Source organism: Gluconacetobacter dulcium, from assembly GCF_014174165.1.
Taxonomy (GTDB): Bacteria; Pseudomonadota; Alphaproteobacteria; order Acetobacterales; family Acetobacteraceae; genus Gluconacetobacter; species Gluconacetobacter dulcium.
On record NZ_JABEQN010000001.1, the window covers coordinates 111,370 to 135,116 of the forward strand.

Here is a 23,747-nt window from a genome sequence, read left to right on the forward strand (position 1 = left end):
GCCCTTTCTCATGCCTCGCTGCCTGTACCGCCCCATCGGGGGAACATCCGCGCAGGCACGCGGCACGCTGCTGGCTGCCAGCATGCTGGGCGGCACGGTTCTGGGCGCCGCGTTCCAGATCCACCATGCCCACGCCCAGATCCGTCCGGTGCATGTCAGCACAGGCACGTCGGTGTCCCAGAAAGACCCGGTGACCTTCCAGGCCGACACGGTGTCCTACGACAACGCGCAGGGGATCGTCACCTGGTCGGGCAATGTCCAGATCTGGCAGAACGACCACGTCCTGCGGGCCGATACGGTCACCTACGACCGCACGACAGGCATCGCGGCGGCGCGCGGCAACGTCGCGATCGTCGAGGCGGACGGCACGGTGCTGTTCAGCGACTATGCCGAACTCAGCAACGGCATGCGCGACGGCATCATGACGCGCCTGCACGCGCTGATGGCCGACAACGCCAAGCTCGCCGCCAACGGCATGCGCCGAACCGGCGCGCATATCAACGACATGACCCGCGCGGTCTACACCGCCTGCGAGATCTGCGCCAAGCATCCCGCCCGCCCGCCGTTCTGGCAATTGCGGGCCTACGACGCGATCGACGATACCGAGCACAAGCGCATCGAGTTCCGCGATGCCTATCTCGACATGTTCGGGATACCGGTCATGTACCTGCCGGTCTTCTCCATGTCCGATCCGTCGGTCCGGCGGCAGAGCGGCTTCCTCACCCCCGGCATTACCCCGCACGACCGCTATCTGGGCGCCTACGTCACCATTCCCTATTACTGGGCGATCGACGGCCAGTCCGACCTGACGGTCCAGGGGCTGTTCTCCACCCGGACCGGGCCGCAGGTCAGCACCCAGTACCGCAACATATTCAACTGGGGCACGCTGAACATCCTGGCCGGCCTGGCGTACGATACCCATCGCCAGGGCGCCTATATCAACACGTTCGGCAACACCGTCGGCTCGGCCAACGAACATGGGGTGCAGGGCTTCCTCTTCGCCCAGGGCAAGGCTTCGATCTCGCGGGAATGGCGAACGGGGATGAACATCAACGTCGCCACCTCCGCCAACTACATGCGCGACTACCGGGTGACCGGCTACGGGCAGGAAATGCTGTCGTCGAACGTCTTTCTCGAAGGGTTCGGCACCGGTTCCTATTCGCGCCTCGACGCCCAGGCTTATCAGGGCCTGAACCAGGGCGTCATCCGCAACACCGACCTGCCCTGGGTGCTGCCGCATTATGCGTTCAGCTATTTCGGCCAGCCCGACGCCTGGGGCGGCCGACTGTCGCTGGATACCGATGATTTCTACGTCTACCGCAATAACGGCGTCTCCGACCAGCGCGGGCAGATCTCGGCGAACTGGGACCGGCCGTTCCGCAACCGGCTGGGCCAGCTCTGGAAACTGACCCTGCACCTGGAATCGGCCATCCATCGTGCCACCAGCCTGAACGAGCAGCCGCTCTACGCCCTGACGACGGCCCGCCGCGCCGCGGTCACCGGCCAGGTCCTGCCGACCGTGGCCCTGAAGATGAACTGGCCGTTCCTGCGCTCCTTCCAGCATGGAAGCGGCACCCAGATCCTGGAGCCGATCGCCCAGATCATCGCCGCGCCCAACACGGGCAACAGCGTCACCCGCAACATGCCCAACGAAGACAGCCTGTCATACGAGTTCACCGACTCGACCCTGTTCGCGCTGAACCGCTATCCGGGCACCGACAGGCTGGATGGCGGCCTGCGCGGCAATTTCGGCGTCCATGCCAACTGGACCTGGGACGGGCATGAAATCGACACACTGGTCGGCGAGAGCATCCAGGAGCATATCACCCGCAACCGCATCCCCTATTCGGGGCTGAGCCATCATCTCTCCGACGTGGTCGCGCGGGCGCGCATCGCCCCCAACCGCTATGTCGATTTCACCGGCCGCACCCGCGTCGACCCCTATGCCGGGCGCATCGATTTCGGCGACGCGCTGTTTTCCACCGGCGTCGAGCATTTCCGCGTCACGGGCGGCTATGTCTACGAGCCGGTGACCCCATATTATTATTACGCCACCAACCTCCAGACCAGCGGCCCGCCCTCCGCCTATTATGTCCGCACCAACGAACTGACGCTCGGCGCCTCGACGAGCTGGAGCGGCTACAGCCTCTCGGGCTTCGTCCGGCGCAGCCTGTCCCGCAAGGAATTCGTCAGCATGGGCGGCAATGCGGGCTACCAGAATGACTGTTTTGCCTTCAACGTCATGTATATCAAGCAATATACCTCGATCGGCGGCGAACAGCGGAATTCGACCATCATGTTCACCCTGACCTTCAAGACCATCGGGGCCTTTGGTATCCATGGCTGACCCGACGACGCGCGAAAGACCGAACAGAATGCGACGCCGCCTTTCCCCGACCGGATTCCCATCGCCCTTCCTGGCCCGCATCGCCGCCGCCGGCCTGGCGGCCTGGACGGCGGGCATCGCCCTGCCCGCCGATGCCGCCCATGCCGCCAGGCCAACTGCCAAGCCGGCCGCCAGGCCGGACGCCGAAGCGTCCGACGGCTCGATCCCGCAGGATTCGATCGTCGCGGTCATCAACGGCACGGTGCTGACGCGGCGTGACGTGGAGAATCGCGGCCGTCTGTTCGCGCTGTCGGCCGGCCTGAACCTGACCGACGACCTCATGAACCGGCTGCGTCCGCAGATCGTCCGGCAGTTGATCGACGAACGCCTGCGGCAGCAGGAGATGCTGTCACGCCACATCAACGTGCCGCCGGAGCAGATCGCCGCCTCGATCGCCGATATCGAACGGCGCAACAACATGCCCCACAACGCCCTGCGCGACCGTCTGGCGGCGGACGGCATCTCGCTGACCACCATGATCGACCAGATCCGGGTGCAGTTGGGCTGGTCGCAGGTCCTGCGCGAGGAACTGGGCTCGCGCGGACGCACCACCGCCGCCGAGATCGCCCAGCGCGAGGAAGCCCTGCGCCACGAAGACGGCAAGACGCAGTATCTGATGAGCGAGATCTTCATCCCGGTCGATGACGCGCGTCATTCCGAGGATGAGCTGAAATTCGCGCAGACGATCATCCAGGAACTGCGCAACGGCGCGCCCTTCCCCATCGTCGCCGCCCAGTTCTCGCAGAGCCAGACGGCGCTGGAAGGCGGCATGATGGGCTGGGTGCAGGAAGACAGCCTGGACCCGCAGGTCGTCGCCGTCGCCCGCGCCATGCCCGAAGGCGCCATTTCCAACCCGATCCGCGTCGCCGGCGGCTATGTCATCGCCACGCTGAACGGCCGCCGCACCATCGGCCACCAGATGGGCACGCTGCTGACTCTGCGTCAGGCGTACCTGCCCTTCACCACGCCGCTCAATCCGCAGGCCCCTTCCGAGCAGCAGCGCCAGATGCTGCAAGAGGCTCAGCAACTCGCCGCCAACGCGCATAGCTGCGCGGACCTCGAAGCGGCAAACCACAAATACGGCGACAAGCGCCCCGCCAATCCCGGCGACCTGCAACTGGAGCGCATCAATCCGCAGATGCAGCAGATCCTGGCCAACCTGCCGCCCGGCAAGGCCAGCCACCCCCTGGTCTCGGGCGACGGCATCGCCGTGCTGATGGTCTGCGCGCGCCAGCAGAAGAATTTCGCCCAGCAGACCCCCAGCGAAATCGCGGACCAGTTGATGAACGAGCGGGTGGAACAGACATCGCGCCAGTTGAACCGCGACCTGCGCCGCCGCGCCGTCATCGACATCCGGTCGAAGGTGTGACCAACCCGAGCCATCCGACCATGGCCACGGCCATGGTCGATCCGGTCCAGGAGCCGCTGCGCGAGGTCATCGCCCGCCACGGGCTGGACGCCCGCAAGGCGCTGGGCCAGCACTTCCTGCTCGATCCCGGCATCACGGCGCGGATCGCCGCCCTGGCGGGCGACCTGACCGGCCGGCATGTCATCGAAGTCGGCCCCGGCCCCGGCGGCCTGACCCGCTCCCTGCTGGCCACCCCGGCCACCAGCGTCACGGCGGTGGAAATCGACCGCCGGGCGGTCGCGGTCATCGAGGAACTGGTCGCCCATTTCCCCGACAGATTGCGGCTGGTGGAAGCCGACGCGACCCGGCGCGACCTGACGGAACTCTGCCCCACACCGCGCCAGATCGTCGCCAACCTGCCCTATAATGTCGGCACCCCGCTGCTGGTCGGCTGGCTGCGCCAGGCCGCGTCGTGGGAACGGCTGACCCTGATGTTCCAGATGGAAGTCGGCGAGCGGATCTGCGCCGCTCCCGACACCGACCATTACGGGCGCCTCGCGGTGCTGGCCCAATGGACCTGCCAGGCCAGCCTGGTCATGCGAATCCCGCCCGGCGCCTTCTCCCCCCCACCCAAGGTCTATTCGGCCGTCGTCAGCCTGATCCCCCACGCGGCCCAGCCCGAACCTGCGCTGTTCCGGGCCATGGAGCAGGTCACGGCCGCCGCCTTCGGCCAGCGGCGCAAGATGCTGCGCGGATCGCTGCGCGCCATCGGCGGCGAAGCCCTGCTGGGCGAAGCCGGAATCGCCGGCGAACGCCGGGCGGAAACATTATCGATCGCCGAATTCGACCGGCTGGCACGCTGCCACGCCGCCCGGACCGCCTGACGGGCAGGGACGCGCCGCCCCTACTCCGCCACCCGGTCCTTGCGGCCACGAACCCGGCGACGCGGCGCGGCGGCGGGTTCAGCCGCGGGGGCTCCGGCCCGCTCGGCCTCGACCATATAATCCCGCGTCAGCGGCACCGCATCGATCGAGCGGGTGATCTGCACCTGGAAATTCAGATGGCCCTGGACGCGGAACGACAGTTCCGCCCCCGCCAGATAGAATTCGAACATCCGGCAGAACCGCTCGTCATACAGGGCCGCCACCCGGTCCCGGTTGGCGGCGAAGCGCTGGCGCCAATGGGCGATGGTCCGTGCGTAATGCAGACGCAGGATCTCGCAATCCGTCACCCACAGCCCCGCCTTCTCGATCGCGGCGAAGGTCTCGCTCAGCGCCGGCGAATAGCCACCGGGGAAAATATAGCGGTCGATCCACGGATTGGTCGAACCCGGCCCGTCATTCCGCCCGATGGAATGCAGCAGCATCACCCCGTCGGGCGCCAGGATCGAGCGCACCTTCTCGAAGAACTGCCGATAATGGCCAACCCCCACATGCTCGAACATGCCGACCGACACGATCCGGTCGAAGCGTCGCGTCACATCGCGGTAATCCACAAGTTCGAACCGCACCCGGTCCGCAAGCCCCTCCTCCACCGCCCGACGGCGGGAGACGGCAAGCTGCTCTTCCGACAGGGTGATGCCCGTAACCCGCGCGCCATAGTCCCGCGCCAGCGTCAGCGCCATGCCGCCCCAGCCGCTGCCGATATCCAGCACCTCCAGATCCGGGCGGTCCAGACGCAGCTTGGCCGCGATATGCCGCTTCTTGGCCCTCTGGGCCTCTTCCAGCGTCTCGTCCCCCCGCGCGAAATAGGCACAGGAATATTGCCGGTCGCTGTCCAGGAACAGGTCGTACAGCGCCCCGTTCAGATCGTAATGATGGGCGACGTTCCGCCGCGACCGCGTCGCCGGGTTGAACTGGGTCCAGGTCCGCTTGCCATAGCGGATCACCGCCGCCACGGCCTCGCCGATATGGCCGGCGCGCATGCTGTTGGTCATCAGCAGGCCCAGCAGGTCGTACAGCGTGCAGCCCACCGGCTCGACCAGCCCGTCCATATAGGCTTCACCGAAGGCCAGGCCCGGATTGGCGATCAGCCGCCGCTCCACCGATGGCGCGAGCACACGCATCGCCGCGACCGGCCCCGGCGTGCCGACATAGGTACGTCGCGTCCCGTCCGAAAAGACGACATCCAGCCGCCCCTGGGTGATGAAGCTGCGAAAGATCCTGTCGATCACCGGCGTCATCGTTCGGCTCCCTCCCTTTTGAGGGCAGCATGAAGTCTGTAGCGCCATCCGTAAAGAACGAGCAGCGGTGCTTTCGATGGTTTTTCAACGACAAAAGGCCCGGAAGAGTAAACTCTTCCGGGCCTTTCGCAGCTTCGGCGGCCTGCGCCGCGAGTCGGATCAGGCTTCGGCCGAAGCCTCTTCCGTTTCCTCGACCAGTGCTTCCTCGACGAAGCCGGCAGGCTCTTCTTCAGCGCCGATGGCCTCGCCGCGTGCCTGACGCTCGGCTTCCTCTTCCGACCGCGCCACGTTGACCGTGACGGGGATCGACACTTCCGGATGCAGCGCCACGCGCACGGTGTACAGGCCCAGCTGCTTGATCGGGTGCTCAAGGACAACCTGGGTGCGCGAAACCGTCAGCCCGGCCGCCGTGGTGGCCTCGGCCACGTCACGGGTCGTGACCGAGCCATACAGGCTGCCGCTGTCGCCGGCCTGACGGATCAGGACAACGGACAGGCCATGCATGCGCTCGGACAGGCGCTCGGCCTCTTCACGGCGCTTCAGGTTCAGCGCCTCAAGCTGCACGCGCTCGCGCTCGAAACGCTCGCGGTTCATGCCGTTGGCGCGGATCGCCTTGCCCTGCGGCAGAAGGAAGTTACGGGCATAACCCGGCTTCACCTTCACGATGTCGCCCATCTGCCCCAGGTTTTCGACGCGCTGGAGCAGGATCAGTTCTACTGCGGACATGATCTGCCTCCCTCAACCGACGATGTAAGGCAGCAGGGCCAGGAAGCGGGCCCGCTTGATCGCCTGGGCCAGCTCGCGCTGCTTCTTCGCCGAAACGGCGGTGATGCGGCTCGGCACGATCTTGCCGCGCTCGGACAGGAAGCGGCTAAGCAGACGCACGTCCTTGTAGTCGATCTTCGGCGCGTTGGGGCCGGAGAACGGGCAGGATTTGCGGCGGCGATAGAACGGCCGACGGGCGCCCACGGCCGTGCGACGGGCGGCGGGATTGATTTCGGTGGTGTCGGACATGGATTCTTACTCCGCTTCGCCGTCGATATCGCGCGGCTCGTCATTGCGGGCGCGGAATTCCTCGCGGTCGTCATAGCTGCGACGGGGGCCGCCACGGCCGCTCTCAAACCGGCCGGCCGGCTTCGGGCCACGGAAACCGCGCTCGCGCTCGTCGCCCTTGCGGGACAGGATCACGGACGGCGCCTCGTCGATCTCTTCGACGCGCAGGGTCAGGACGCGCATCACGTCCTCGTTCAGGCTCAGCTGGCGCTCGATCTCCTTGATCGTCTCCGGCTTCGCATCCAGACCCAGGAGCATGTAGTGCCCCTTGCGGTTCTTCTTCATGCGATAGGCCAGGCTGCGCAGGCCCCAATATTCGCGCTTCTTGACGGCACCGCCATCAGTCTCCAGCAGGGCCGCGATTCCGTCGGCGACGGCTTCGACCTGCTGCTGCGACACGTCATTCCGTGCAATGAACACGGTCTCATATAACGGCATGGGAACTCCCTTCGGATAAGGTCAACCCGGCCGCCTCGGACACGGTCCGCACGGCGCCCCTCCCGGGGGGCATGGGTATAGCCGGGGCGATGCCGCGCCCGAGCAGGGAAGGAGCGGTGTGAAGCACAAACCCCGCCCGATCACAAGGAAAAACTAATCGCGCAGCCAGGCCGGCACGCTCATGCCCAGCCGGTCGGGAATGTCCCACACCTCGCGCACCATGCGCACCTTGCGGAATCCGGCCTGGAGATACGTCTCCATCGCCCTGGGATGGTCGGCCGTGCAGGTATTGACCCGCACGCTCTGGGGCCGCGAGGCCCAGGCCGCGTCAAGCGCGGCCCGCAGGAAGGTCCGCCCGATTCCCTGCCCGATCTGCCCCGGCATCAGCCCGAAATAGGCCAGATTGACCTCACCGGGCACCTGCCGATCCAGTTCGAAGAAACCGCAGACCTCGTCACCCCGCCACAGGACATGCACCTCGACGCGCGGATCGCGCAGCAGGGCGACCAGTTCCCCCTCGGGCATGACCCGGCGCATCCACCAGCAATAATCCTGCCCCACACCGTCATAGAGACGCCGATAGAAGGCAGCCTCGGGCGCCGGCTGCCGCACGATCCGGTACGCCGCCGGCAGCACGGGCGCGGCACCCGCAGGCGGCGCGTCCATGCACAGGAACGTCACGTCGACGACGATCCGGGTCGTCGGCCCGGACCCGATCATCGCATTCACGACACCCGGCCTCAGTTATCGTCGAGGAACGAGCGCAGCTTGCGGCTGCGGCTGGGGTGCTTGAGCTTGCGCAGCGCCTTGGCCTCGATCTGGCGGATACGCTCGCGCGTCACGTTGAACTGCTGGCCGACCTCTTCCAGCGTGTGGTCGGTGTTCATGCCGATGCCGAAGCGCATGCGCAGCACGCGCTCCTCGCGTGGCGTCAGCGAGGACAGCACCCGCGTCGTGGCTTCGCGCAGGTTGGTCTGGATCGCGGCATCCAGCGGAATCACCGCCGTCTTGTCCTCGATGAAGTCGCCCAGATGGCTGTCTTCCTCGTCGCCGATCGGCGTCTCCAGCGAAATCGGCTCCTTGGCGATCTTCAGGACCTTGCGCACCTTCTCCAGCGGCATGCCCAGCTTCTCGGCCAGTTCCTCGGGCGCCGGCTCGCGCCCGATCTCATGCAGCATCTGGCGCGAGGTCCGGACCAGCTTGTTGATCGTCTCGATCATATGCACCGGAATACGGATGGTCCGCGCCTGATCGGCGATCGAGCGCGTGATCGCCTGCCGGATCCACCAGGTGGCATAGGTCGAGAATTTGTAGCCGCGACGGTACTCGAACTTATCCACGGCCTTCATCAGGCCGATATTGCCCTCCTGGATCAGGTCCAGGAACTGGAGGCCGCGATTGGTGTATTTCTTGGCGATCGAGATCACCAGCCGCAGGTTCGCCTCGATCATCTCCTTCTTCGCGCGGGCCGAATCCCGCTCACCGCGCGAAATGGTGGCATAGACGCGGCGGAACTCGCCCACCGGCAGGCCGGTTTCCTGCGACAGGGCCGCCACCTGGCCACGCAGTTCCAGCACGGTGGCGGTATGTTTGGCGACGAAGTTCTTCCAGCTCTTGGCCGGCAGGGCGGACACCATGTCCATCCAGCCGGGGTCCAGTTCGCTGCCGCGATATTTGATCAGGAAGTCCTCGCGCGAGACCTTGGTGCTCTCGGCCAGACGCAGCATCCGCCCTTCCAGCCCGTTCAGCCGCTGGAAGATCTCCTTCATGTGCTGCACCAGATACTCGATCCGGGTATTGTGCAGATGCACCTGCTGCACCTTGCCGACCAGTTCCTCGCGCAGCTTCTCGTACGATTTCTCGGACTTGTCCGACATCTCGGCGCCCGAGGTCAGGGTCTCCAGCCGCTTGGACTGCAATTTCTGCAGCCGCGAATAAAGCTCCTCGATCTCCTCGAACTGCGCCAGGATCTCCGGCTTCAGCTTCTCTTCCAGCGCCGAGAGCGACAGGCCGGCGCTGTCGCCTTCCTCGCCTTCCTCATTCTCGGCCGGGGCCTCGAAACCACCATCTTCCTGCGACGGCTCGACACCTTCCTCCTCGGCGCCGCCCGACTGCATGGCCTCCAGGTCCACGATGTCGCGCAGCAGCATTTCGCCGGCCTTCAGCCGCTCATGCCACGAGATGATGGCGCTGAAGGTCAGCGGGCTTTCGCACAGCCCGCCGATCATCTCGTCGCGGCCGGCCTCGATCCGCTTGGCGATGGCGATCTCGCCCTCGCGCGACAGCAGTTCGACCGACCCCATCTCGCGCAGATACATCCGCACCGGGTCGTCGGTACGGCCCAGGCTCTCGGTATCGACGTTGCCGCTGGCCGATTCTTCCTCGGTTTCGGCTTCCTCGGTCTTTTCCTCGCGGTTCGCCTCGGTGTCGTCGTTATCCTCGTTCTCGACGACCTGGATGCCCATCTCCGACAGCACCGCCATCACGTCCTCGATCTGTTCCGAGGACATCTGGTCCTGCGGCAGGACGGCGTTCAGTTCGTCGAAGGTGATGTACCCCCGCTCCTTGCCGCGGGCGATCAGCCTCTTGACAGCTCCGGATTGCGTATCCAGCAGAGTGGTGTCGTTATCCTGGTCGCCAGAAGTCGCTTCCGAACCCGCGGCTGTCTTTGTAGCCATCGCCTGCCCTATCCCTAAGCGCTAACCCGCCGCCACGCTTTCCCCGCGCCACGGCATCGCCGGCCCTGCCTCACATCCGGTCTCCCTCACGGGTGTGGGAGACAAACCTCCGGATACGAAACGGCCATTCTATCGCATCTGACAAATTACAAGTGGTGTGCAGGTGGTCGATTCACCCGCCAAAGTCAAGGCCCGGCTTGTTTCAGCCCCCGGAATGTCACCCGTCGTCGGCCGATAATTCCCCCCGCCGCAGGGCTTCCCAGGCCAGCAGCCGGGGGCGCAGACTGCCCCACGCGCGCGCGTCCAGCGTGCCGGCGCACATCCGTTCGGTATCCACCCGCAGATCCTCGCCGAACCGGCGCACATTCATCAGCGCATAGAAATGCCACCATTCCTGCGCGACATCGACCGCCATCAGATCGTCAGGCGCACTGAGCGCCATCGGCAGCGGCCGGGCCGACAGCACGGCGGCGCGCTCGTCCGCCAGCCCGGCCTCGTCCATCCAGGCCGCCAGCGCATCGGCATCCATCGGCACCCCTTCCGACGCCGCATCCATCAGCCCCGCCCGGACCCGGCCCAGCACCGGCGGCAGATCCAGCCGGCAATAGGCATCCTCAACCTCGGACAACAGCCCCGGATGACGCAGCAGGATCGCCGTCAGGATTCGCATGCGCTCCTCCGTCGCCGCCAGGGCATCGAACGGCGCCGACACCACCGAGACGACAGACGGCCGGGCCGCGCCGTCCCGACGCGCCCCGCCACCCGGCCGGCGCCGATAGGTCTCGAAGAACCGGTCCACCAATGTCGAGCGGTATTCGGAGGCAAGGCTCTTGTCGGCGATCATCGCCGCCGCATCGGTCAGCCGCCGGCGCAGCGCCGCCCGCTGCTCCGGCCCCGGATCGCGCACCCCCTGGGTCAGCAGGTCGAACAACACCGCACTCAACGGCCGCGCGCCCTCCACCAGGGCGGCAACCGCCCCCGCGCCGCGCGTCCGCAGCAGACTGTCCGGGTCCTCCCCCTCGGGCAGGGTGCAGAAACGAACCGTCCGATCCATCGACAGCAGCGGCAACGCGGTCTCGGCCGCCTTCACCGCCGCACGCTGCCCCGCGCCATCCCCGTCGAAACACAAGATCGGCGCCGGCGCCAGACGCCACAGTTCCTCCATCTGCTCGGGGGTCAGGGCCGTGCCCAGCGGCGCCACCGCGCCCGGAAAACCCGCCTGATGCAGGGCGATAACATCCATATAGCCTTCGACGACCAGCAACTCGACCGGCGGCGCCCCACGCGGCCGCGCCATCCGCAGCGCGCCGCGGGCACGGTCCATGCCAAACAGCACCCGCCGCTTGGAAAACAGCTCGGTTTCCGGCCCGTTCAGATATTTCGGCTGCCCGTCGCCCAGGATACGCCCGCCGAACGACACCAGCGCCCCCCGCCGGTCGCGGATCGGAAACGTGACGCGGTTGAAGAACAGTTCCCCCTTCGGCCGCCCGTCCTCATCCACCCGCATCAGCCCCGCCCGCGCCAGCAGGTCGGGCGTCACGCCTTTCGGACGCAGCTCCTCCAGCAGCGCCCCCCGGCCATCGCCCGACCAGCCCAGCCCGAATCCGGCGATCGTCTCGTCGGACAGGCCGCGCCCGCGCAGATAGGCCAGCCCGCTCCACCCTTCCGGCGCATGCAGCCGCCGCACCCAGTCGGCCTGCACCAGTTCCAGCACCTCGGCCAGGTCGCGGGCGCGCTGCTCGTTCTCACGCTGCTGGGGGCTGGCGCGCGGCACCTCCATGCCCGCAGCGGCCGCCAGTTCGGCCACCGCCTCGGGAAACCCCCGCCCCTCGCTCTGCATCACGAACGTGATCACATCGCCATGCGCCCCACAACCGAAGCAATGGTAGTGGTCGTCATAGACGTAGAAGGACGGCGTCTTCTCGCCATGGAAGGGGCAGCACGCCTTCCAGTTCCGCCCCGAACGGACCAGCCGGGTCCGTCGCCCGATCACGGCAGCGATCGGCGTGCGGGCACGAAGCTCCTCCAGAAAGGCGGGGTCGAGTGCCACCGCGTCAGGCGGACAGCAGCGACTTGACCAGTGCGCTGGCCTGTCCCGCGTCCAGCGCCGCGCCAAAGCGCACCTTCAGCGCCGCCATCACCTTGCCCATATCCTTCATCGAACCCGCCCCCAGTTCGGCGATCGCCTCGCGCGCCGCCGCCTCCAGCGTCGCCGCGTCCAGTTCGGCGGGCAGATAGGCGCGAATGGTCGCGATCTCGGCCTCTTCCTTCTCGGCCAGTTCGGGCCGGCCACCCTGATGATACATCGTGGCCGACTCGGTGCGCGACTTGATCATGCCGCGCAGCATCGACACGATCTCGTCCTCCGACACCTCGGCGCTCCGCGCACGGGCGGCGATGTCCACATCCTTCAGCTTCGCATTGACCATGCGCAGGGTCGCCACCTGCGCGCTCTGCCCGGCCTTCATCGCCGCCTTGAGGTCTTCCATGAAACGTGCGCGAAGGCTCATGATCCGTCACTCCTGAATTGAGAGGCACCTACCGGACGGGGTGCCTTCGGGTAAACAGCCGGAAGATTTTTCCCACCCGACAGGGAACAATCAGGGTGGGAATTTTCTTCCCAGCCCCACGAGAGGCTGGTAGGAGATAACCCCGGAAGGAAGAATTCTCCATGCCGTCATCGATCGACCACATCATCGACCGTCTGGGCGGGGCCGACAACGCCGCCCGCCTGACCGGCGTCGGGACCGAGGCCATTCGCAAATGGCGTCAGGCCGGCGCGATTCCGCCCAAGCACTGGACGGTGATCCTGCGCCATACCGGCCTCAGCCTGTCCGACCTGCAACCCGATAGCGTGCCCCCCGACCAAGCATCCGATGGACCGGAGACCCAGATGACCGAGCGCCAGGTTCCCGCCTCGTCCCAAGCCGCCATTCCCACGGGCGCCACCGCCGCCCTGGTGCTGGCCGACGGCACCGTGCTGTGGGGGCGCGGCTTCGGCGCGCACACGCCGGCCACCGGCGCCGCCATCGGCGAACTCTGCTTCTCCACCGGCATGACCGGCTATCAGGAAACCCTGACCGACCCGTCCTTCGCCGGCCAGATCATCACCTTCACCTTTCCGCATATCGGCAATGTCGGCACCAACGAAGCCGATGACGAAGCCACCCGCGTCGCGGCACGCGGCCTGGTGGTCAAGCAGGACCTCACCGAACCCGCCAACTGGCGCGCCACGCAGGGTCTCGATCGCTGGCTGAAGGCCCAGGGCGTCCCCGGCATCTGCGGCGTCGATACCCGCGCGATCACGCTCCGCATCCGCGACGGCGGCGCGCAGACCGCCATCCTGTCCTACCCCGCCGACGGCGCGTTCGACCTCGACGCCCTGCGCGCCCAGGCCGCCGCCTGGCCCGGCCTGGAAGGCATGGACCTGGCCCGCGACGTTACCTGCGCCCAGGCCTATCCATGGGCCGAAGGCGTATGGACCTGGCCCGGCGGCACCCTGCCCCTGCCCGAAAAACGCCGCCGCGTCGTCGCCGTCGATTACGGCGCCAAGCGCAACATCCTGCGCTGCCTGGCCAATGCCGGCTGCGATGTCACGGTCGTCCCCGCCACCGCCACGGCGGAAGAGATCCTGGCGCTCGATCCCGCCGGCGTCTTCCTCTCCAACGGCCCCGGCGACCCGGCCGCGACCGCCGCCTATGCGGTGCCGGCCATCCAGGGCGTGCTCAAGGCCGGCAAGCCGATCTTCGGCATCTGCCTCGGCCACCAGCTCCTGGCGCAGGCGCTGGGCGCGCGCACCTACAAGCTGGCGCGCGGCCATCGCGGCGCCAACCAGCCCGTCAAGGACCTGGGCACCGGCAAGGTCGAGATCACCAGCCAGAATCACGGTTTCGCGGTGGACGAATCCAGCCTGCCCGACGATGTCCGCGTGACGCATACCAGCCTGTTCGACGGCTCGAACGAAGGCATCGCCTCCACGCGCTACGCGGCCTTCTCGGTCCAGTACCACCCCGAGGCCAGCCCCGGCCCGTCGGACAGCCACTACCTGTTCGACCGCTTCGTCGCCCTGATCGACCGCACCAATCAGCCCGCCTGAAAGTCGCGCCCCATGCCCAAACGGACAGACATACGCTCGATCCTGATCATCGGCGCCGGCCCCATCGTCATCGGCCAGGCCTGTGAATTCGACTATTCCGGCGCCCAGGCCTGCAAGGCCCTGCGCGAGGAAGGCTATCGGGTCATCCTGGTCAACTCCAACCCGGCCACGATCATGACCGATCCCGGCCTGGCGGACGCCACCTATATCGAGCCCATCACCCCCGAATTCGTCGAACGCATCATCCTGCGCGAAAAGCCCGATGCGGTGCTGCCCACCATGGGCGGCCAGACGGCGCTGAACACCGCAATGGCGCTCGACAAGTCGGGCTTCCTCAAGAAGCACGGCGTGGAGCTGATCGGCGCGGATGCCGAGGTGATCGACCGCGCCGAAGACCGGCAGAAATTCCGCGAGGCGATGGATGCGATCGGCATCGAAAGCCCCCGCAGCACCATCGCCCACACGCTGGACGAAGCCCGCGCGGCGCTGGAAGATGTCGGCCTGCCGGCGGTCATCCGCCCCTCCTTCACCATGGGCGGCTCGGGCGGCGGCATCGCCTATAACCGCGAGGAATTCGACCAGATCGTCGCCTCGGGCCTCGACGCCTCCCCCACCACCGAAGTCCTGATCGAGGAATCGGTGCTGGGCTGGAAGGAATTCGAGATGGAGGTGGTCCGCGACCGCGCGGACAATTGCATCATCGTCTGCTCGATCGAGAATATCGACCCGATGGGCGTGCATACCGGCGACTCCATCACCGTCGCCCCGGCGCTGACCCTGACGGACAAAGAGTACCAGCGCATGCGCGACGCATCGCTGGCCTGCCTGCGCGCCATCGGCGTGGAAACCGGCGGCTCCAACGTCCAGTTCGGCATCAACCCGGCAGACGGCCGCATGGTCGTCATCGAGATGAACCCCCGCGTCTCGCGCTCGTCCGCCCTGGCCTCCAAGGCCACCGGCTTCCCCATCGCCAAGATCGCGGCCAAGCTGGCGGTCGGCTATACGCTGGACGAACTGGCCAACGACATCACCGGCTCCACCCCGGCGTCGTTCGAGCCGACCATCGACTATGTCGTGGTCAAGATCCCGCGCTTCACCTTCGAGAAATTCCCCGGCACCCCGGCCCTGCTCTCCACGAGCATGAAGTCGGTGGGCGAGGCGATGGCCATCGGCCGCTCCTTCCCCGAGGCCCTGCAAAAGGGCCTGCGCTCGATGGAAACCGGCCTCGCCGGGCTGGACCCGGTGGAAGCCCCCGGCGACGGCGGCACCGACGCCTTCCGCGCCGCCCTCTCCCAGCCCCGGCCGGAACGGATTCTCATGGCCGCCCAGGCCCTGCGCGCCGGCCTGAGCATCGAAGACATCCACGCCGCCTGCAAGTTCGAGCCCTGGTTCCTGCGCGAACTGGCCAGGATCGTGGCGGCCGAACACACGGTCGTCCGCGACGGCCTGCCGCGCGACGCCCAGGCCATGCGCCGCCTCAAGGCCATGGGCTTCTCCGATGTCCAGCTTGCCCGCCTGTCGGGCACCTCGGCGGCCGAGATCGCCACCCTGCGCACCCGTCTGGCGGTCACGCCGGTCTACAAGCGCATCGACACCTGCGCCGGCGAATTCGCCTCCGACACGCCCTATATGTATTCGACCTACGAGGGCGGGTTCGGCACGCCGGAATGCGAAAGCCGCCCCACCGACCGGCAGAAGGTGGTCATCCTCGGCGGCGGCCCCAACCGCATCGGCCAGGGCATCGAATTCGATTATTGCTGCGTCCACGCCGCCTATGCGCTGCGCGAGGCCGGGTTCGAGACCATCATGGTCAACTGCAACCCCGAGACGGTCTCGACCGACTACGACACCTCGGACCGGCTGTATTTCGAGCCCCTGACCGCCGAGGACGTCATCGCCCTGATCCGCCGCGAGCAGGAAAGCGGCACCGTGCTGGGCTGCATCGTGCAGTATGGCGGCCAGACGCCGCTGAAACTGTCCCACGCGCTGGAAGCCGCCGGCATCCCCCTGCTGGGCACGCCCGCCGACGCGATCGACCGCGCCGAGGACCGCGAGCGGTTCCAGTCCATGCTCCAGCGTCTGGGCCTGCGCCAGCCCGCCAACGGCATCGCCCGCACCCCGGCCGAGGCCGAGGACGTGGCCGACCGCATCGGCTACCCGGTGGTCATCCGCCCGTCCTACGTGCTGGGCGGCCGCGCGATGGAAATCGTCCATGACCGCGCCAGCCTGCAACGCTACATGCGCGTGGCCCTGCAACTGGCCGGCCAGGACATCGCCTCCGGCCCGGTGCTGATCGACCGCTACCTCAACGACGCGATCGAGGCCGATGTCGACTGCATCGCCGACGGGCAGGAGGTCTACGTCGCCGGCGTCATGGAACATATCGAGGAAGCCGGCATCCATTCCGGCGACAGCGCCTGCTCCCTGCCGCCCTACACCCTGTCCCCGGCCATCGTCACCGAACTCAAGGCGCAGACCGAGGCGATGGCCCGCGAACTGGGCATCGTCGGGCTGATGAACGTCCAGTACGCGATCAAGGACCAGGAGATCTTCGTCCTGGAGGTCAATCCCCGCGCCTCGCGCACCGTGCCCTTCGTCGCCAAGGCGACCGGCGTGCCGGTGGCCAAGATCGGCGCGCGGGTCATGGCGGGCGCGAAGCTGGCGGAATTCCGCCTCGACGACCGCGCGGTCGCCCCGCATGTCGCGGTCAAGGAAGCCGTCTTCCCGTTCAACCGTTTCCCGAACGTGGACACGATCCTGGGTCCGGAAATGCGCTCGACCGGCGAGGTCATGGGCCTGGACGCCTCGTTCGAGCGCGCCTTCGCCAAGTCGCAGCTCGCCGCCGGCGTGCGCCTGCCGCTGTCGGGCACGGTGTTCCTGTCGGTGCGCGGCAGCGACAAGCCGGCGGTGCCGGCGCTGGCCCGCCGCCTGGTCGATATGGGCTTCACCATCCTGGCCACGCGCGGCACCGCGCAGCACCTGCGCGACGCGGGCATTGCGGTCCAGGTGGTCAACAAGGTGCTGGAAGGGCGGCCGAACTGCGTGGACGCCATCCGCTCGGGCGAGGTGCAGATGATCATCAACACCGCCCACGGCGCGCAGTCGGTCGCGGACAGTTTCGACATCCGCCGCTCGGCCCTCATCTCGGGCATTCCCCACTTCACCACGATCGCCGGCGCCCGCGCCGCAACCCACGCGATCGCGGCGATGCGGGAAGGACCGCTTGAAGTCGCGCCGCTTCAATCCTACTTTAACGGATCGTTCTGAGCGTACCACACCCACGCCGGGAACAGGGCAGGCACCGCCGGCCCCGTTTCCGGCGCTGTCGGTCTTGTGGGATGCTCTTGTTGCAATCTGCCATGTCGGCCATCTGACCGACCTTCACCCTGGGGACGCGCCTTGCAGAAATTTCCGATGACAGGCAAGGGCCTGCAACGGCTGGAAGATGAACTTCGCAAACTCAAGAGTGAAGAGCGCCCGGCCGTGATCCGCGCGATCGCCGAAGCCCGCAGCCACGGCGACCTGTCGGAAAATGCCGAGTACCACGCCGCCCGAGACCGTCAGTCCTTCATCGAGGGCCGGATCATCGAACTGGAAGAGATCGTCTCCTCGGCCGAGGTGATCGACCCGTCCACCCTGTCGGGCGACCAGGTGAAATTCGGCGCCCAGGTCAGCCTGGTGGACGAAGAGACCGACAAGGAAGCCACCTACCAGATCGTCGGCGTGCACGAGGCCGACATCAAGCAGGGCCTGCTGTCCGTGTCCTCGCCGCTGGCCAAGTCGCTCATCGGCAAGAAGATCGGCGATACCGTCTCGGTCCCCGCCCCCGGCGGCGACCGGACCTACGAAATCCTGGCCGTCACCTACGGCTGAGGCAGCCGGTCATGATCACGCTCGATGACGTCCGGGCGGCCGCCGCCCGGATCGAGGGGCGCGTGCTGCGCACCCCCACGGTTCCCTCGCACGCCCTGTCGAAGGCGACAGGCGCGGAGATCGTGCTCAAGCTGGACAATCTCCAGGCCGTGGGCTCGTTCAAGGAACGCGGCGCCGCCAACAAGCTGGCGCTGCTGACATCCGAGGAACGCGGGCGCGGCGTCATCACCGTCTCGGCCGGCAACCACGCGCAGGGCGTCGCCCGCCATGCCGCGCTGCTGGGCATCGACGCGGTCATCGTCATGCCGCGCTTCACCCCCGCCGCCAAGGTCACGCGCACCGCCGCGTGGGGCGCGCGCGTGGTGCTGCACGGCGACAATTTCGCCGAAGCCACCGCCCATGCCGACGCCCTGTGCGCGGCGGAAGGCCGCGTCTTCGTCCACCCGTACGACGACCCGGCGGTCATGGCCGGCCAGGGCACCTTCGCGCTCGAACTGCTCGAGGATGCCGGCCCGCTGGATGTCTTCGTCGGCCCCATCGGCGGCGGCGGCCTGCTCTCGGGCTGCGCCGTGGCCGGCGCCGCCCTGCGGCCGGAGATGGACATCGTCGGCGTGCAGGTCGAAGCCTATTCCTCCCTCTCCGACTTCCCCGGCGACGAGCTCACACCACCCGGCGGCGCCACGATCGCCGAGGGCATCGCGGTCCTGCGCATCGGCCGCCAGCCGCTTTCGGTCATCCGCGATCACGTCTCGCGCGTGCTGGTGGTGCCGGAACGCGCGGTCGAGGACGCCATCACCCTGATGGCCGAGGGCGCCAAGCAGGTCAGCGAAGGTGCTGGCGCCGCGGCCCTGGCGGCCGTGCTGACCTACCCGGAACTGTTCCGTGGCAAGCGCGTCGCCCTGCCCGTCACCGGCGGCAATATCGACAGCCGCATCCTGGCCAACACCCTGCTGCGCACGCTGCTGCGCGACGGCCGCCTGCTGTGCCTCAAGATGGACATCCCCGACCGGCCGGGCGTGCTGGCCGACATCTCGCGCAAGATCGGCGATGCCGGCGGCAACATCATCGAGGTCTCGCACCAGCGCCTGTTCACCGCCGCCAGCGTCCAGGCCGCCGAACTGGAAGTGATGATCGAGGCCCGCGACCCGCTGCACGCCCAGCAGATCATGGACGAACTGGCCAAGACCTACATCGTCCGCCGGGTCTGACGCCCCGCCTCCTTGTCATCTCCCCCGCGCACCGATATCGTCCCGAAACGATCGAACCGGGCGTGGGGGCGCATGGACAATCCGACCAGACTGGACGCCCGACAGGTCGGCGCCGACTCCCTGCCGGTCATCTCGATCGCCGGCCTCTGCGCGGCCGATCCCGCGGAACGTCAGGCCGTCGGCGACGCCCTGCGCGCCGCCTGCACGCAGACCGGCTTCTTCTACTGCGTCGATCACGGCGTACCACAGGGCCTGATCGACGCCGTGCTGGCGGAAAGCCGGCATTTCTTCGCCCTGCCAGCGGAAGACAAGACCCGCCTCGACAAATCCCTGTCCTCCTGCAATCGCGGCTACGAACCGCTCCGCAACCAGACGCTGGAAGCCGGCACCCCGCCCGACCTCAAGGAAGGCTTCTATATCGGCGCCGAGCAGCCGGAATCGGGCGGGCTACGCTTCAACCAGGGGCCCAACCAGTGGCCCATGGCCATGCCCGGCTTCCGTCCGACGATGATGGCCTATTCCGCCGCCCTGACCGTCATCGCGGAGCGGCTGATGCAGGGCCTGGCCCTGTCCCTCGGACTGGCGGAAGATTTTTTCATCACCTATTGCCGCGATCCCCAGATCACGCTGCGGCTGCTGCATTACCCGCCCCAGCCCGCCAACCCGCAACCCGGCGAGAAAGGCTGCGGCGCCCATACCGATTTCGGCGGCCTCACCCTCCTGCTGCAGGACGGGAGCGGCGGCCTGCAAGTACGCGGGCCGGATGATGGCTGGATTCACGCCACCCCCATCCCCGGCAGCTTCGTCGTCAATCTGGGCGACATGATCGCGCGCTGGACCAACGACCGCTACCGCTCCACGCTGCACCGCGTCGTCAACACCTCCGGCGGCGACCGCTACTCCGTACCCTTCTTCTACACCGGCAACGCCGACTACACGGTCTCCTGCCTGCCCGGCTGCCTCGCGCCGGGCGAAACCCCGCGCTACCCGCCCGTCACCGTGCAGGACCATCTGCGCGCCATGTATCGCCGCACCTATGGCTGATACCGGTGCCGAGCCGCTCCTGCTCATCCACGGCGCCTGGCAGGGCGCATGGGTCTGGGACGGCTTCCGCGCGGCGCTCGCCCGGCGCGGCGACCACCGCCCGGCCATCGCGGTCGACCTCCCCGGCAACGGCGCCGACGGCGCGCCGCCCGCCACCGCTTCCCTGCCGGCCTATCTGGACCATCTCGACCAGATCGTCGCCAACATCGGGCGCCCGTTCAGCATCGTCGCCCATTCCGGCGGCGGGGTCGTCGCCTCGGCCCTGGCCGAGCGGCATCCCCGCCTGACGCGCCGGCTGGTCTATATCGCCGGCATGATGCTGCCGTCGGAAACCGGCTTCGCGGCCATGGTCAACCACCTGCTGCCCACCGACCCGACCGCCTCCGGCGTCACCCCATGGCTCGACTGGCCGGTACCGGGCGCAATCTCCGTCGTCCCGCCGGAAGCCGCCATCGCCTTCTTCCTCCAGGACTGCCCCCCGGCTCTCGCGGTGCCGGCCTCCCGCCGCCTCACGCCACAGGGCGAACGCGGCCGCGCCCTGACCGCGCATCTCACGCCGGAGCGGTTCGGCACCATCCCGCGCCTCTACGTCCAGGCCCTCCGCGACAGGTCCGTCACCCTGCCGTTGCAGCGCCTCATGTGCGAACGGCTCCCCGGCGCGACCATCCGCACCATCGACACCGGCCACGCCCCCCACGTCGTCGCCCCGGATGCGCTGCTCGACATCCTGCTGCCCTTCCTCGATTCCCCCGGATGACCCGCATCCGGCTGCCCGCCTCCCGCATGGCCACGCGCCGGGGTCTCCTGCACATGGCCACCGCCGCCTCGGTCGCCACGGCCCTGCCCGGCCGCGCCACCGCCCGCGACCTCCCGCCCGACGACCCGACCCTGGCCAGGCTGACCGCCCAATGGTCCACACCACCCCTCCCCCCGATCCGCGAGGAAGATGCCCTCCTCGCCATCGCGCATATCAGCCCGGTCACCGATGGCGGCTGGAGTTCGCTGCATAACCGCGCGGTCCAGGCCGTCCACGCCGCCTTCCCGCGCCTGCGCACCGTCTGGGTGGAAAATGTCCCGTTCTCGGCCGACGCCGAACGCATCCTCCGCCAGTTCGTGGCCGAGGGCGCGAACATGGTCCTGGCCGGCGCCGATTACGGCGATTTCCTAACCGATGTCGCCGAACGCGCGCCGGAGGTCGCCTTCGTACAGTGCGACAGCAACCGCCTGGCCCATAATGTCGGCTGGTATTATATCGCGCACTGGTATGCGTCCTACGTCATCGGCATCGCCGCCGGCCGGCTGACGCGCACCGGCCGCCTCGGCTTCATCGCGTCCTTCCCGCTGCCCAGCGTCTATGGCAGCGCCAACGCGCTGCTGCTCGGCGCACGCTCCGTCCGTCCCGACACGACCATGCATGTCGTATCCATCAACGCCTGGTTCGACCCGCAGGGCGCGCTGGGCGCGGCGGCCGCCCTGGCCGACAATGGATGCGACGTCCTGGCCGGCATCATGGACGAGCCCAGCTATCTGCGCCTCGCCCAGCAGCGCGGCCTGTGGGGCATCATGTCCAGCACCGACCAGCGTGCGAGCGGCCCCGACGCCTATCTCAGCTCCGTCGTCTATGATTTCCGGAATTATTACGTCGATCAGGTCCGCGCCCGCCTGGAGGGAAGCTGGACCCCGACCGCCCGATTGCTGCCCCTCGGCGCCGGCGTCGATCGCGATGCGTGGGGCGCGCGGGTGCCCGAGGCCGTGCGGCGGCAGGCCGATGCCGCGCGAGACCGGATCATGGCCGGCTGGTCCCCCTTCGTCGGCCCGCTACGCGATACGCACGACCGTATCCGCGTAGCATCCGGCGAACGCATGGACGATTTCAGCCTCTATCACTGGAACTGGCCCCTGAACGGGGTCCACGGCCTGGACTGACGCCCCGCCCGATCCGCGACCGGGCGGCTCAGGTCTCGTCGATGGTAAACCCGACCTTCAGCGTCACCTGATAATGGCCCACCTGGCCATTGACCACATGGCCGCGCGTATTCACCACTTCGAACCAGCGGATCGCATGCACGCTGTCGGAAGCACGCGACAGCGCGCTGCCGATCGCGGCTTCGATCGTGTCGGGCGACGAACCCACCAGTTCGACCACCTTGTAGACATGTCCGGACATGATGTTCCTCCCTGTCCCGAGAGGCTGTTCCAACAGCCTCCGACAGAGGAACAACGGCTCCCGCCAGTCCGGGTTCCAGCCGGCTACTTGGTGCCGAACAACCGGTCCCCGGCGTCGCCCAGGCCGGGCCGGATATAGCCGTGCGCGTCCAGCTCGCGGTCGATGGAGCAGGTAATGATCTTCACGTCGGGATGCGCCGCCGAGAGAAACGCCACCCCTTCCGGCGCCGCCAGCAGGCAGACGAAGACAAGCTGCCGCGCCCCCGCGGCCTTCAGCCGGTCGATCGCCGCGGCGGCACTGTGCCCGGTCGCCAGCATCGGATCGACGACGATGCAGACCCGCACGTCGATATCCTCGGGCAGCTTCATGTAATATTCGACCGGCTCCAGCGATTCCGGGTCACGGAACAGGCCGATATGCCCCACCCGGGCGGCCGGCAGCAGATCGAGCATCCCGTCCAGAATGCCGTTGCCCGCCCGCAGGATCGACACCAGGCAGAGCTTCTTGCCCGAGAGCAGGCGCCCTTCCATATGCTCCAGCGGCGTTTCGATCTCCACCGTCTCCAGCGGCAGGTCCCGCGTGGCCTCATAGGCCATCAACAGGCTGATCTCGCGCGTCAGGCGGCGGAACCCCGCCGTCGACGTGCTCACCTGCCGCAGCCGGGTCAGCTTGTGCTGAACCAGAGGATGATCCAGCACCACCACGGGCGCGGAAGGGGGGGTAATCACATTCTCGCTCATCCTGCCCTTTTACGGCAGATCGTGGCGCAACCGAAAGGGCTACCCGCCCGCTCAGGCGGCGTCAGGCACAAAATTCAACGCCAGCCCGTTGATGCAATAGCGCAGCCCGGTCGGCCGCGGCCCGTCGGGGAAAAGATGCCCCAGATGCCCCTGGCAGGACGCGCAATGGATTTCGGTCCTGACCATCCCGTGACTGGTATCGGTATGGCTTTCCACCGCATGCGGCAGCACGTCATAATAGGAGGGCCAGCCGCTGCCGCTGTCATATTTGGCCTCGGAGCGGAACAGCGGCGTGCCGCAGGCCGCGCAACGATAAAGCCCCGCCCGCTTTTCATGGTTCAGCGGGCTCGATCCGGGGCGTTCGGTGCCATGATCGCGCATCACGCGGATCTGGTCCGGCGTCAGCGGGCCGCAGCCACTGCCGCAGGCCGGGCCATCCGTCAGGTTCGCTTCGTTCGATGTCATTACGCTTCCTCCATCCGGGGCACCAATCTCTCGGGAGCCCGTGCCGGGCCATTCGCAATCCCGGTAATC

The 23,747-nt window shown here is 67.6% G+C and carries 21 protein-coding genes; 10 read left to right on the forward strand and 11 right to left on the reverse strand.

Translation table 11 applies throughout. The features are described 5' to 3' along the window. Nucleotides 1–10: 10 nt before the first annotated feature. Genes HLH25_RS00535 through rsmA form a run of 3 tightly spaced genes read left to right on the forward strand, consistent with a single transcriptional unit; the run spans nucleotide 11 to nucleotide 4,618 of the window. Nucleotides 11–2,347, forward strand: a complete 2,337-nt coding sequence (locus HLH25_RS00535) for an LPS-assembly protein LptD (protein ID WP_375288944.1) — start codon at nucleotides 11–13, stop codon at nucleotides 2,345–2,347. Nucleotides 2,348–2,375: 28 nt separating this feature from the next. Further along, on the forward strand, nucleotides 2,376–3,755 hold the full coding sequence (locus tag HLH25_RS00540; protein ID WP_246400736.1) for a peptidylprolyl isomerase: 1,380 nt from the start codon (nucleotides 2,376–2,378) through the stop codon (nucleotides 3,753–3,755). A 32-nt stretch (nucleotides 3,756–3,787) separates the two neighbouring features. Continuing rightward, the gene (rsmA, locus tag HLH25_RS00545; RefSeq protein WP_246400896.1) at nucleotides 3,788–4,618 is read left to right on the forward strand and encodes a 16S rRNA (adenine(1518)-N(6)/adenine(1519)-N(6))-dimethyltransferase RsmA; all 831 of its coding nucleotides are present in this window, start codon (nucleotides 3,788–3,790) and stop codon (nucleotides 4,616–4,618) included. A 20-nt stretch (nucleotides 4,619–4,638) separates the two neighbouring features. Here the strand turns inward: rsmA and HLH25_RS00550 are convergent, their stop codons facing one another. The 8 genes from HLH25_RS00550 to HLH25_RS00585 all read right to left on the reverse strand — a co-directional run bounded on the left by HLH25_RS00550 (nucleotide 4,639) and on the right by HLH25_RS00585 (nucleotide 12,595). Next, complete coding sequence (locus HLH25_RS00550) at nucleotides 4,639–5,916, reverse strand: SAM-dependent methyltransferase (protein ID WP_182972207.1); 1,278 nt, start codon at nucleotides 5,914–5,916, stop codon at nucleotides 4,639–4,641. 159 nt (nucleotides 5,917–6,075) lie between these two features. Then, nucleotides 6,076–6,642, reverse strand: coding sequence for a 50S ribosomal protein L9 (gene rplI / locus HLH25_RS00555; protein WP_182972208.1), 567 nt, complete (start codon nucleotides 6,640–6,642; stop codon nucleotides 6,076–6,078). Between the two features lie 12 nt (nucleotides 6,643–6,654). After that, nucleotides 6,655–6,930 (reverse strand): 30S ribosomal protein S18, encoded by a 276-nt coding sequence (gene rpsR, locus HLH25_RS00560; protein ID WP_114726487.1) that lies wholly within the window; start codon nucleotides 6,928–6,930, stop codon nucleotides 6,655–6,657. Between the two features lie 6 nt (nucleotides 6,931–6,936). Then, entirely contained in the window at nucleotides 6,937–7,407 is a 471-nt protein-coding gene (gene rpsF, locus HLH25_RS00565) for a 30S ribosomal protein S6 (RefSeq protein ID WP_182972209.1), read from the reverse strand. Between the two features lie 153 nt (nucleotides 7,408–7,560). Further along, nucleotides 7,561–8,127 carry a GNAT family N-acetyltransferase gene (locus tag HLH25_RS00570; RefSeq protein ID WP_182972407.1) on the reverse strand — a complete coding sequence of 189 codons (567 nt, stop codon included), beginning with the start codon at nucleotides 8,125–8,127 and terminating at the stop codon, nucleotides 7,561–7,563. Between the two features lie 20 nt (nucleotides 8,128–8,147). Further along, nucleotides 8,148–10,085 (reverse strand): RNA polymerase sigma factor RpoD, encoded by a 1,938-nt coding sequence (gene rpoD / locus HLH25_RS00575; RefSeq protein WP_182972210.1) that lies wholly within the window; start codon nucleotides 10,083–10,085, stop codon nucleotides 8,148–8,150. Nucleotides 10,086–10,302: 217 nt separating this feature from the next. Beyond that, complete coding sequence (gene dnaG / locus HLH25_RS00580) at nucleotides 10,303–12,135, reverse strand: DNA primase (RefSeq protein WP_182972211.1); 1,833 nt, start codon at nucleotides 12,133–12,135, stop codon at nucleotides 10,303–10,305. A 4-nt stretch (nucleotides 12,136–12,139) separates the two neighbouring features. Beyond that, a complete protein-coding gene (locus HLH25_RS00585) occupies nucleotides 12,140–12,595 on the reverse strand; it encodes a GatB/YqeY domain-containing protein (protein WP_182972212.1) in 456 nt (151 codons plus the stop codon). 161 nt (nucleotides 12,596–12,756) lie between these two features. Between HLH25_RS00585 and carA the strand changes: the two genes are divergently transcribed. The 7 genes from carA (at nucleotide 12,757) to HLH25_RS00620 (ending at nucleotide 22,232) form a co-directional block, all read left to right on the forward strand. Beyond that, on the forward strand, nucleotides 12,757–14,181 hold the full coding sequence (gene carA / locus HLH25_RS00590; RefSeq protein WP_182972213.1) for a glutamine-hydrolyzing carbamoyl-phosphate synthase small subunit: 1,425 nt from the start codon (nucleotides 12,757–12,759) through the stop codon (nucleotides 14,179–14,181). Between the two features lie 12 nt (nucleotides 14,182–14,193). Beyond that, nucleotides 14,194–17,448 (forward strand): carbamoyl-phosphate synthase large subunit, encoded by a 3,255-nt coding sequence (carB, locus tag HLH25_RS00595; protein WP_182972214.1) that lies wholly within the window; start codon nucleotides 14,194–14,196, stop codon nucleotides 17,446–17,448. A 132-nt stretch (nucleotides 17,449–17,580) separates the two neighbouring features. Beyond that, on the forward strand, nucleotides 17,581–18,054 hold the full coding sequence (gene greA / locus HLH25_RS00600) for a transcription elongation factor GreA (protein ID WP_114726480.1): 474 nt from the start codon (nucleotides 17,581–17,583) through the stop codon (nucleotides 18,052–18,054). Nucleotides 18,055–18,065: 11 nt separating this feature from the next. Further along, nucleotides 18,066–19,262: a threonine ammonia-lyase gene (locus tag HLH25_RS00605; protein WP_182972215.1), complete on the forward strand. Its 1,197-nt coding sequence runs from the start codon at nucleotides 18,066–18,068 to the stop codon at nucleotides 19,260–19,262. Between the two features lie 72 nt (nucleotides 19,263–19,334). Further along, nucleotides 19,335–20,306, forward strand: a complete 972-nt coding sequence (locus HLH25_RS00610) for an isopenicillin N synthase family dioxygenase (protein WP_182972216.1) — start codon at nucleotides 19,335–19,337, stop codon at nucleotides 20,304–20,306. Next, nucleotides 20,299–21,063: an alpha/beta fold hydrolase gene (locus tag HLH25_RS00615; protein ID WP_182972217.1), complete on the forward strand. Its 765-nt coding sequence runs from the start codon at nucleotides 20,299–20,301 to the stop codon at nucleotides 21,061–21,063. Before HLH25_RS00610 ends, HLH25_RS00615 begins: the two co-directional genes overlap by 8 nt. After that, nucleotides 21,060–22,232 carry a BMP family ABC transporter substrate-binding protein gene (locus tag HLH25_RS00620; RefSeq protein WP_182972218.1) on the forward strand — a complete coding sequence of 391 codons (1,173 nt, stop codon included), beginning with the start codon at nucleotides 21,060–21,062 and terminating at the stop codon, nucleotides 22,230–22,232. The genes HLH25_RS00615 and HLH25_RS00620 overlap by 4 nt, the downstream gene beginning before the upstream one ends. A 28-nt stretch (nucleotides 22,233–22,260) precedes the next feature. On the opposite strand, the gene HLH25_RS00625 is transcribed toward HLH25_RS00620, so the two are convergent. From HLH25_RS00625 to msrB, 3 genes are all read right to left on the reverse strand, one after another. Further along, complete coding sequence (locus HLH25_RS00625) at nucleotides 22,261–22,473, reverse strand: dodecin (RefSeq protein ID WP_114726476.1); 213 nt, start codon at nucleotides 22,471–22,473, stop codon at nucleotides 22,261–22,263. Nucleotides 22,474–22,556: 83 nt separating this feature from the next. Further along, nucleotides 22,557–23,213, reverse strand: coding sequence for a uracil phosphoribosyltransferase (gene upp, locus HLH25_RS00630; RefSeq protein ID WP_182972219.1), 657 nt, complete (start codon nucleotides 23,211–23,213; stop codon nucleotides 22,557–22,559). 51 nt (nucleotides 23,214–23,264) lie between these two features. Beyond that, nucleotides 23,265–23,678: a peptide-methionine (R)-S-oxide reductase MsrB gene (msrB, locus tag HLH25_RS00635; RefSeq protein ID WP_182972220.1), complete on the reverse strand. Its 414-nt coding sequence runs from the start codon at nucleotides 23,676–23,678 to the stop codon at nucleotides 23,265–23,267. Nucleotides 23,679–23,747: the final 69 nt, after the last annotated feature.

Bases quoted from the DNA above. Each gene is read 5' to 3' on its own strand.
- HLH25_RS00620 (WP_182972218.1), top strand. From the start codon at position 21,060: ATGACCCGCATCCGGCTGCCCGCCTCCCGCATGGCCACGCGCCGGGGT.
- HLH25_RS00550 (WP_182972207.1), bottom strand. From the start codon at position 5,916: ATGACGCCGGTGATCGACAGGATCTTTCGCAGCTTCATCACCCAGGGG.
- rpsF (WP_182972209.1), bottom strand. From the start codon at position 7,407: ATGCCGTTATATGAGACCGTGTTCATTGCACGGAATGACGTGTCGCAG.
- HLH25_RS00610 (WP_182972216.1), top strand. From the start codon at position 19,335: ATGGACAATCCGACCAGACTGGACGCCCGACAGGTCGGCGCCGACTCC.
- HLH25_RS00585 (WP_182972212.1), bottom strand. From the start codon at position 12,595: ATGAGCCTTCGCGCACGTTTCATGGAAGACCTCAAGGCGGCGATGAAG.
- msrB (WP_182972220.1), bottom strand. From the start codon at position 23,678: ATGACATCGAACGAAGCGAACCTGACGGATGGCCCGGCCTGCGGCAGT.
- carA (WP_182972213.1), top strand. From the start codon at position 12,757: ATGCCGTCATCGATCGACCACATCATCGACCGTCTGGGCGGGGCCGAC.
- HLH25_RS00535 (WP_375288944.1), top strand. From the start codon at position 11: ATGCCTCGCTGCCTGTACCGCCCCATCGGGGGAACATCCGCGCAGGCA.
- HLH25_RS00605 (WP_182972215.1), top strand. From the start codon at position 18,066: ATGATCACGCTCGATGACGTCCGGGCGGCCGCCGCCCGGATCGAGGGG.
- rsmA (WP_246400896.1), top strand. From the start codon at position 3,788: ATGGTCGATCCGGTCCAGGAGCCGCTGCGCGAGGTCATCGCCCGCCAC.
- HLH25_RS00615 (WP_182972217.1), top strand. From the start codon at position 20,299: ATGGCTGATACCGGTGCCGAGCCGCTCCTGCTCATCCACGGCGCCTGG.
- rpsR (WP_114726487.1), bottom strand. From the start codon at position 6,930: ATGTCCGACACCACCGAAATCAATCCCGCCGCCCGTCGCACGGCCGTG.
- HLH25_RS00625 (WP_114726476.1), bottom strand. From the start codon at position 22,473: ATGTCCGGACATGTCTACAAGGTGGTCGAACTGGTGGGTTCGTCGCCC.
- HLH25_RS00540 (WP_246400736.1), top strand. From the start codon at position 2,376: ATGCGACGCCGCCTTTCCCCGACCGGATTCCCATCGCCCTTCCTGGCC.
- rpoD (WP_182972210.1), bottom strand. From the start codon at position 10,085: ATGGCTACAAAGACAGCCGCGGGTTCGGAAGCGACTTCTGGCGACCAG.
- HLH25_RS00570 (WP_182972407.1), bottom strand. From the start codon at position 8,127: ATGATCGGGTCCGGGCCGACGACCCGGATCGTCGTCGACGTGACGTTC.
- carB (WP_182972214.1), top strand. From the start codon at position 14,194: ATGCCCAAACGGACAGACATACGCTCGATCCTGATCATCGGCGCCGGC.
- upp (WP_182972219.1), bottom strand. From the start codon at position 23,213: ATGAGCGAGAATGTGATTACCCCCCCTTCCGCGCCCGTGGTGGTGCTG.
- rplI (WP_182972208.1), bottom strand. From the start codon at position 6,642: ATGTCCGCAGTAGAACTGATCCTGCTCCAGCGCGTCGAAAACCTGGGG.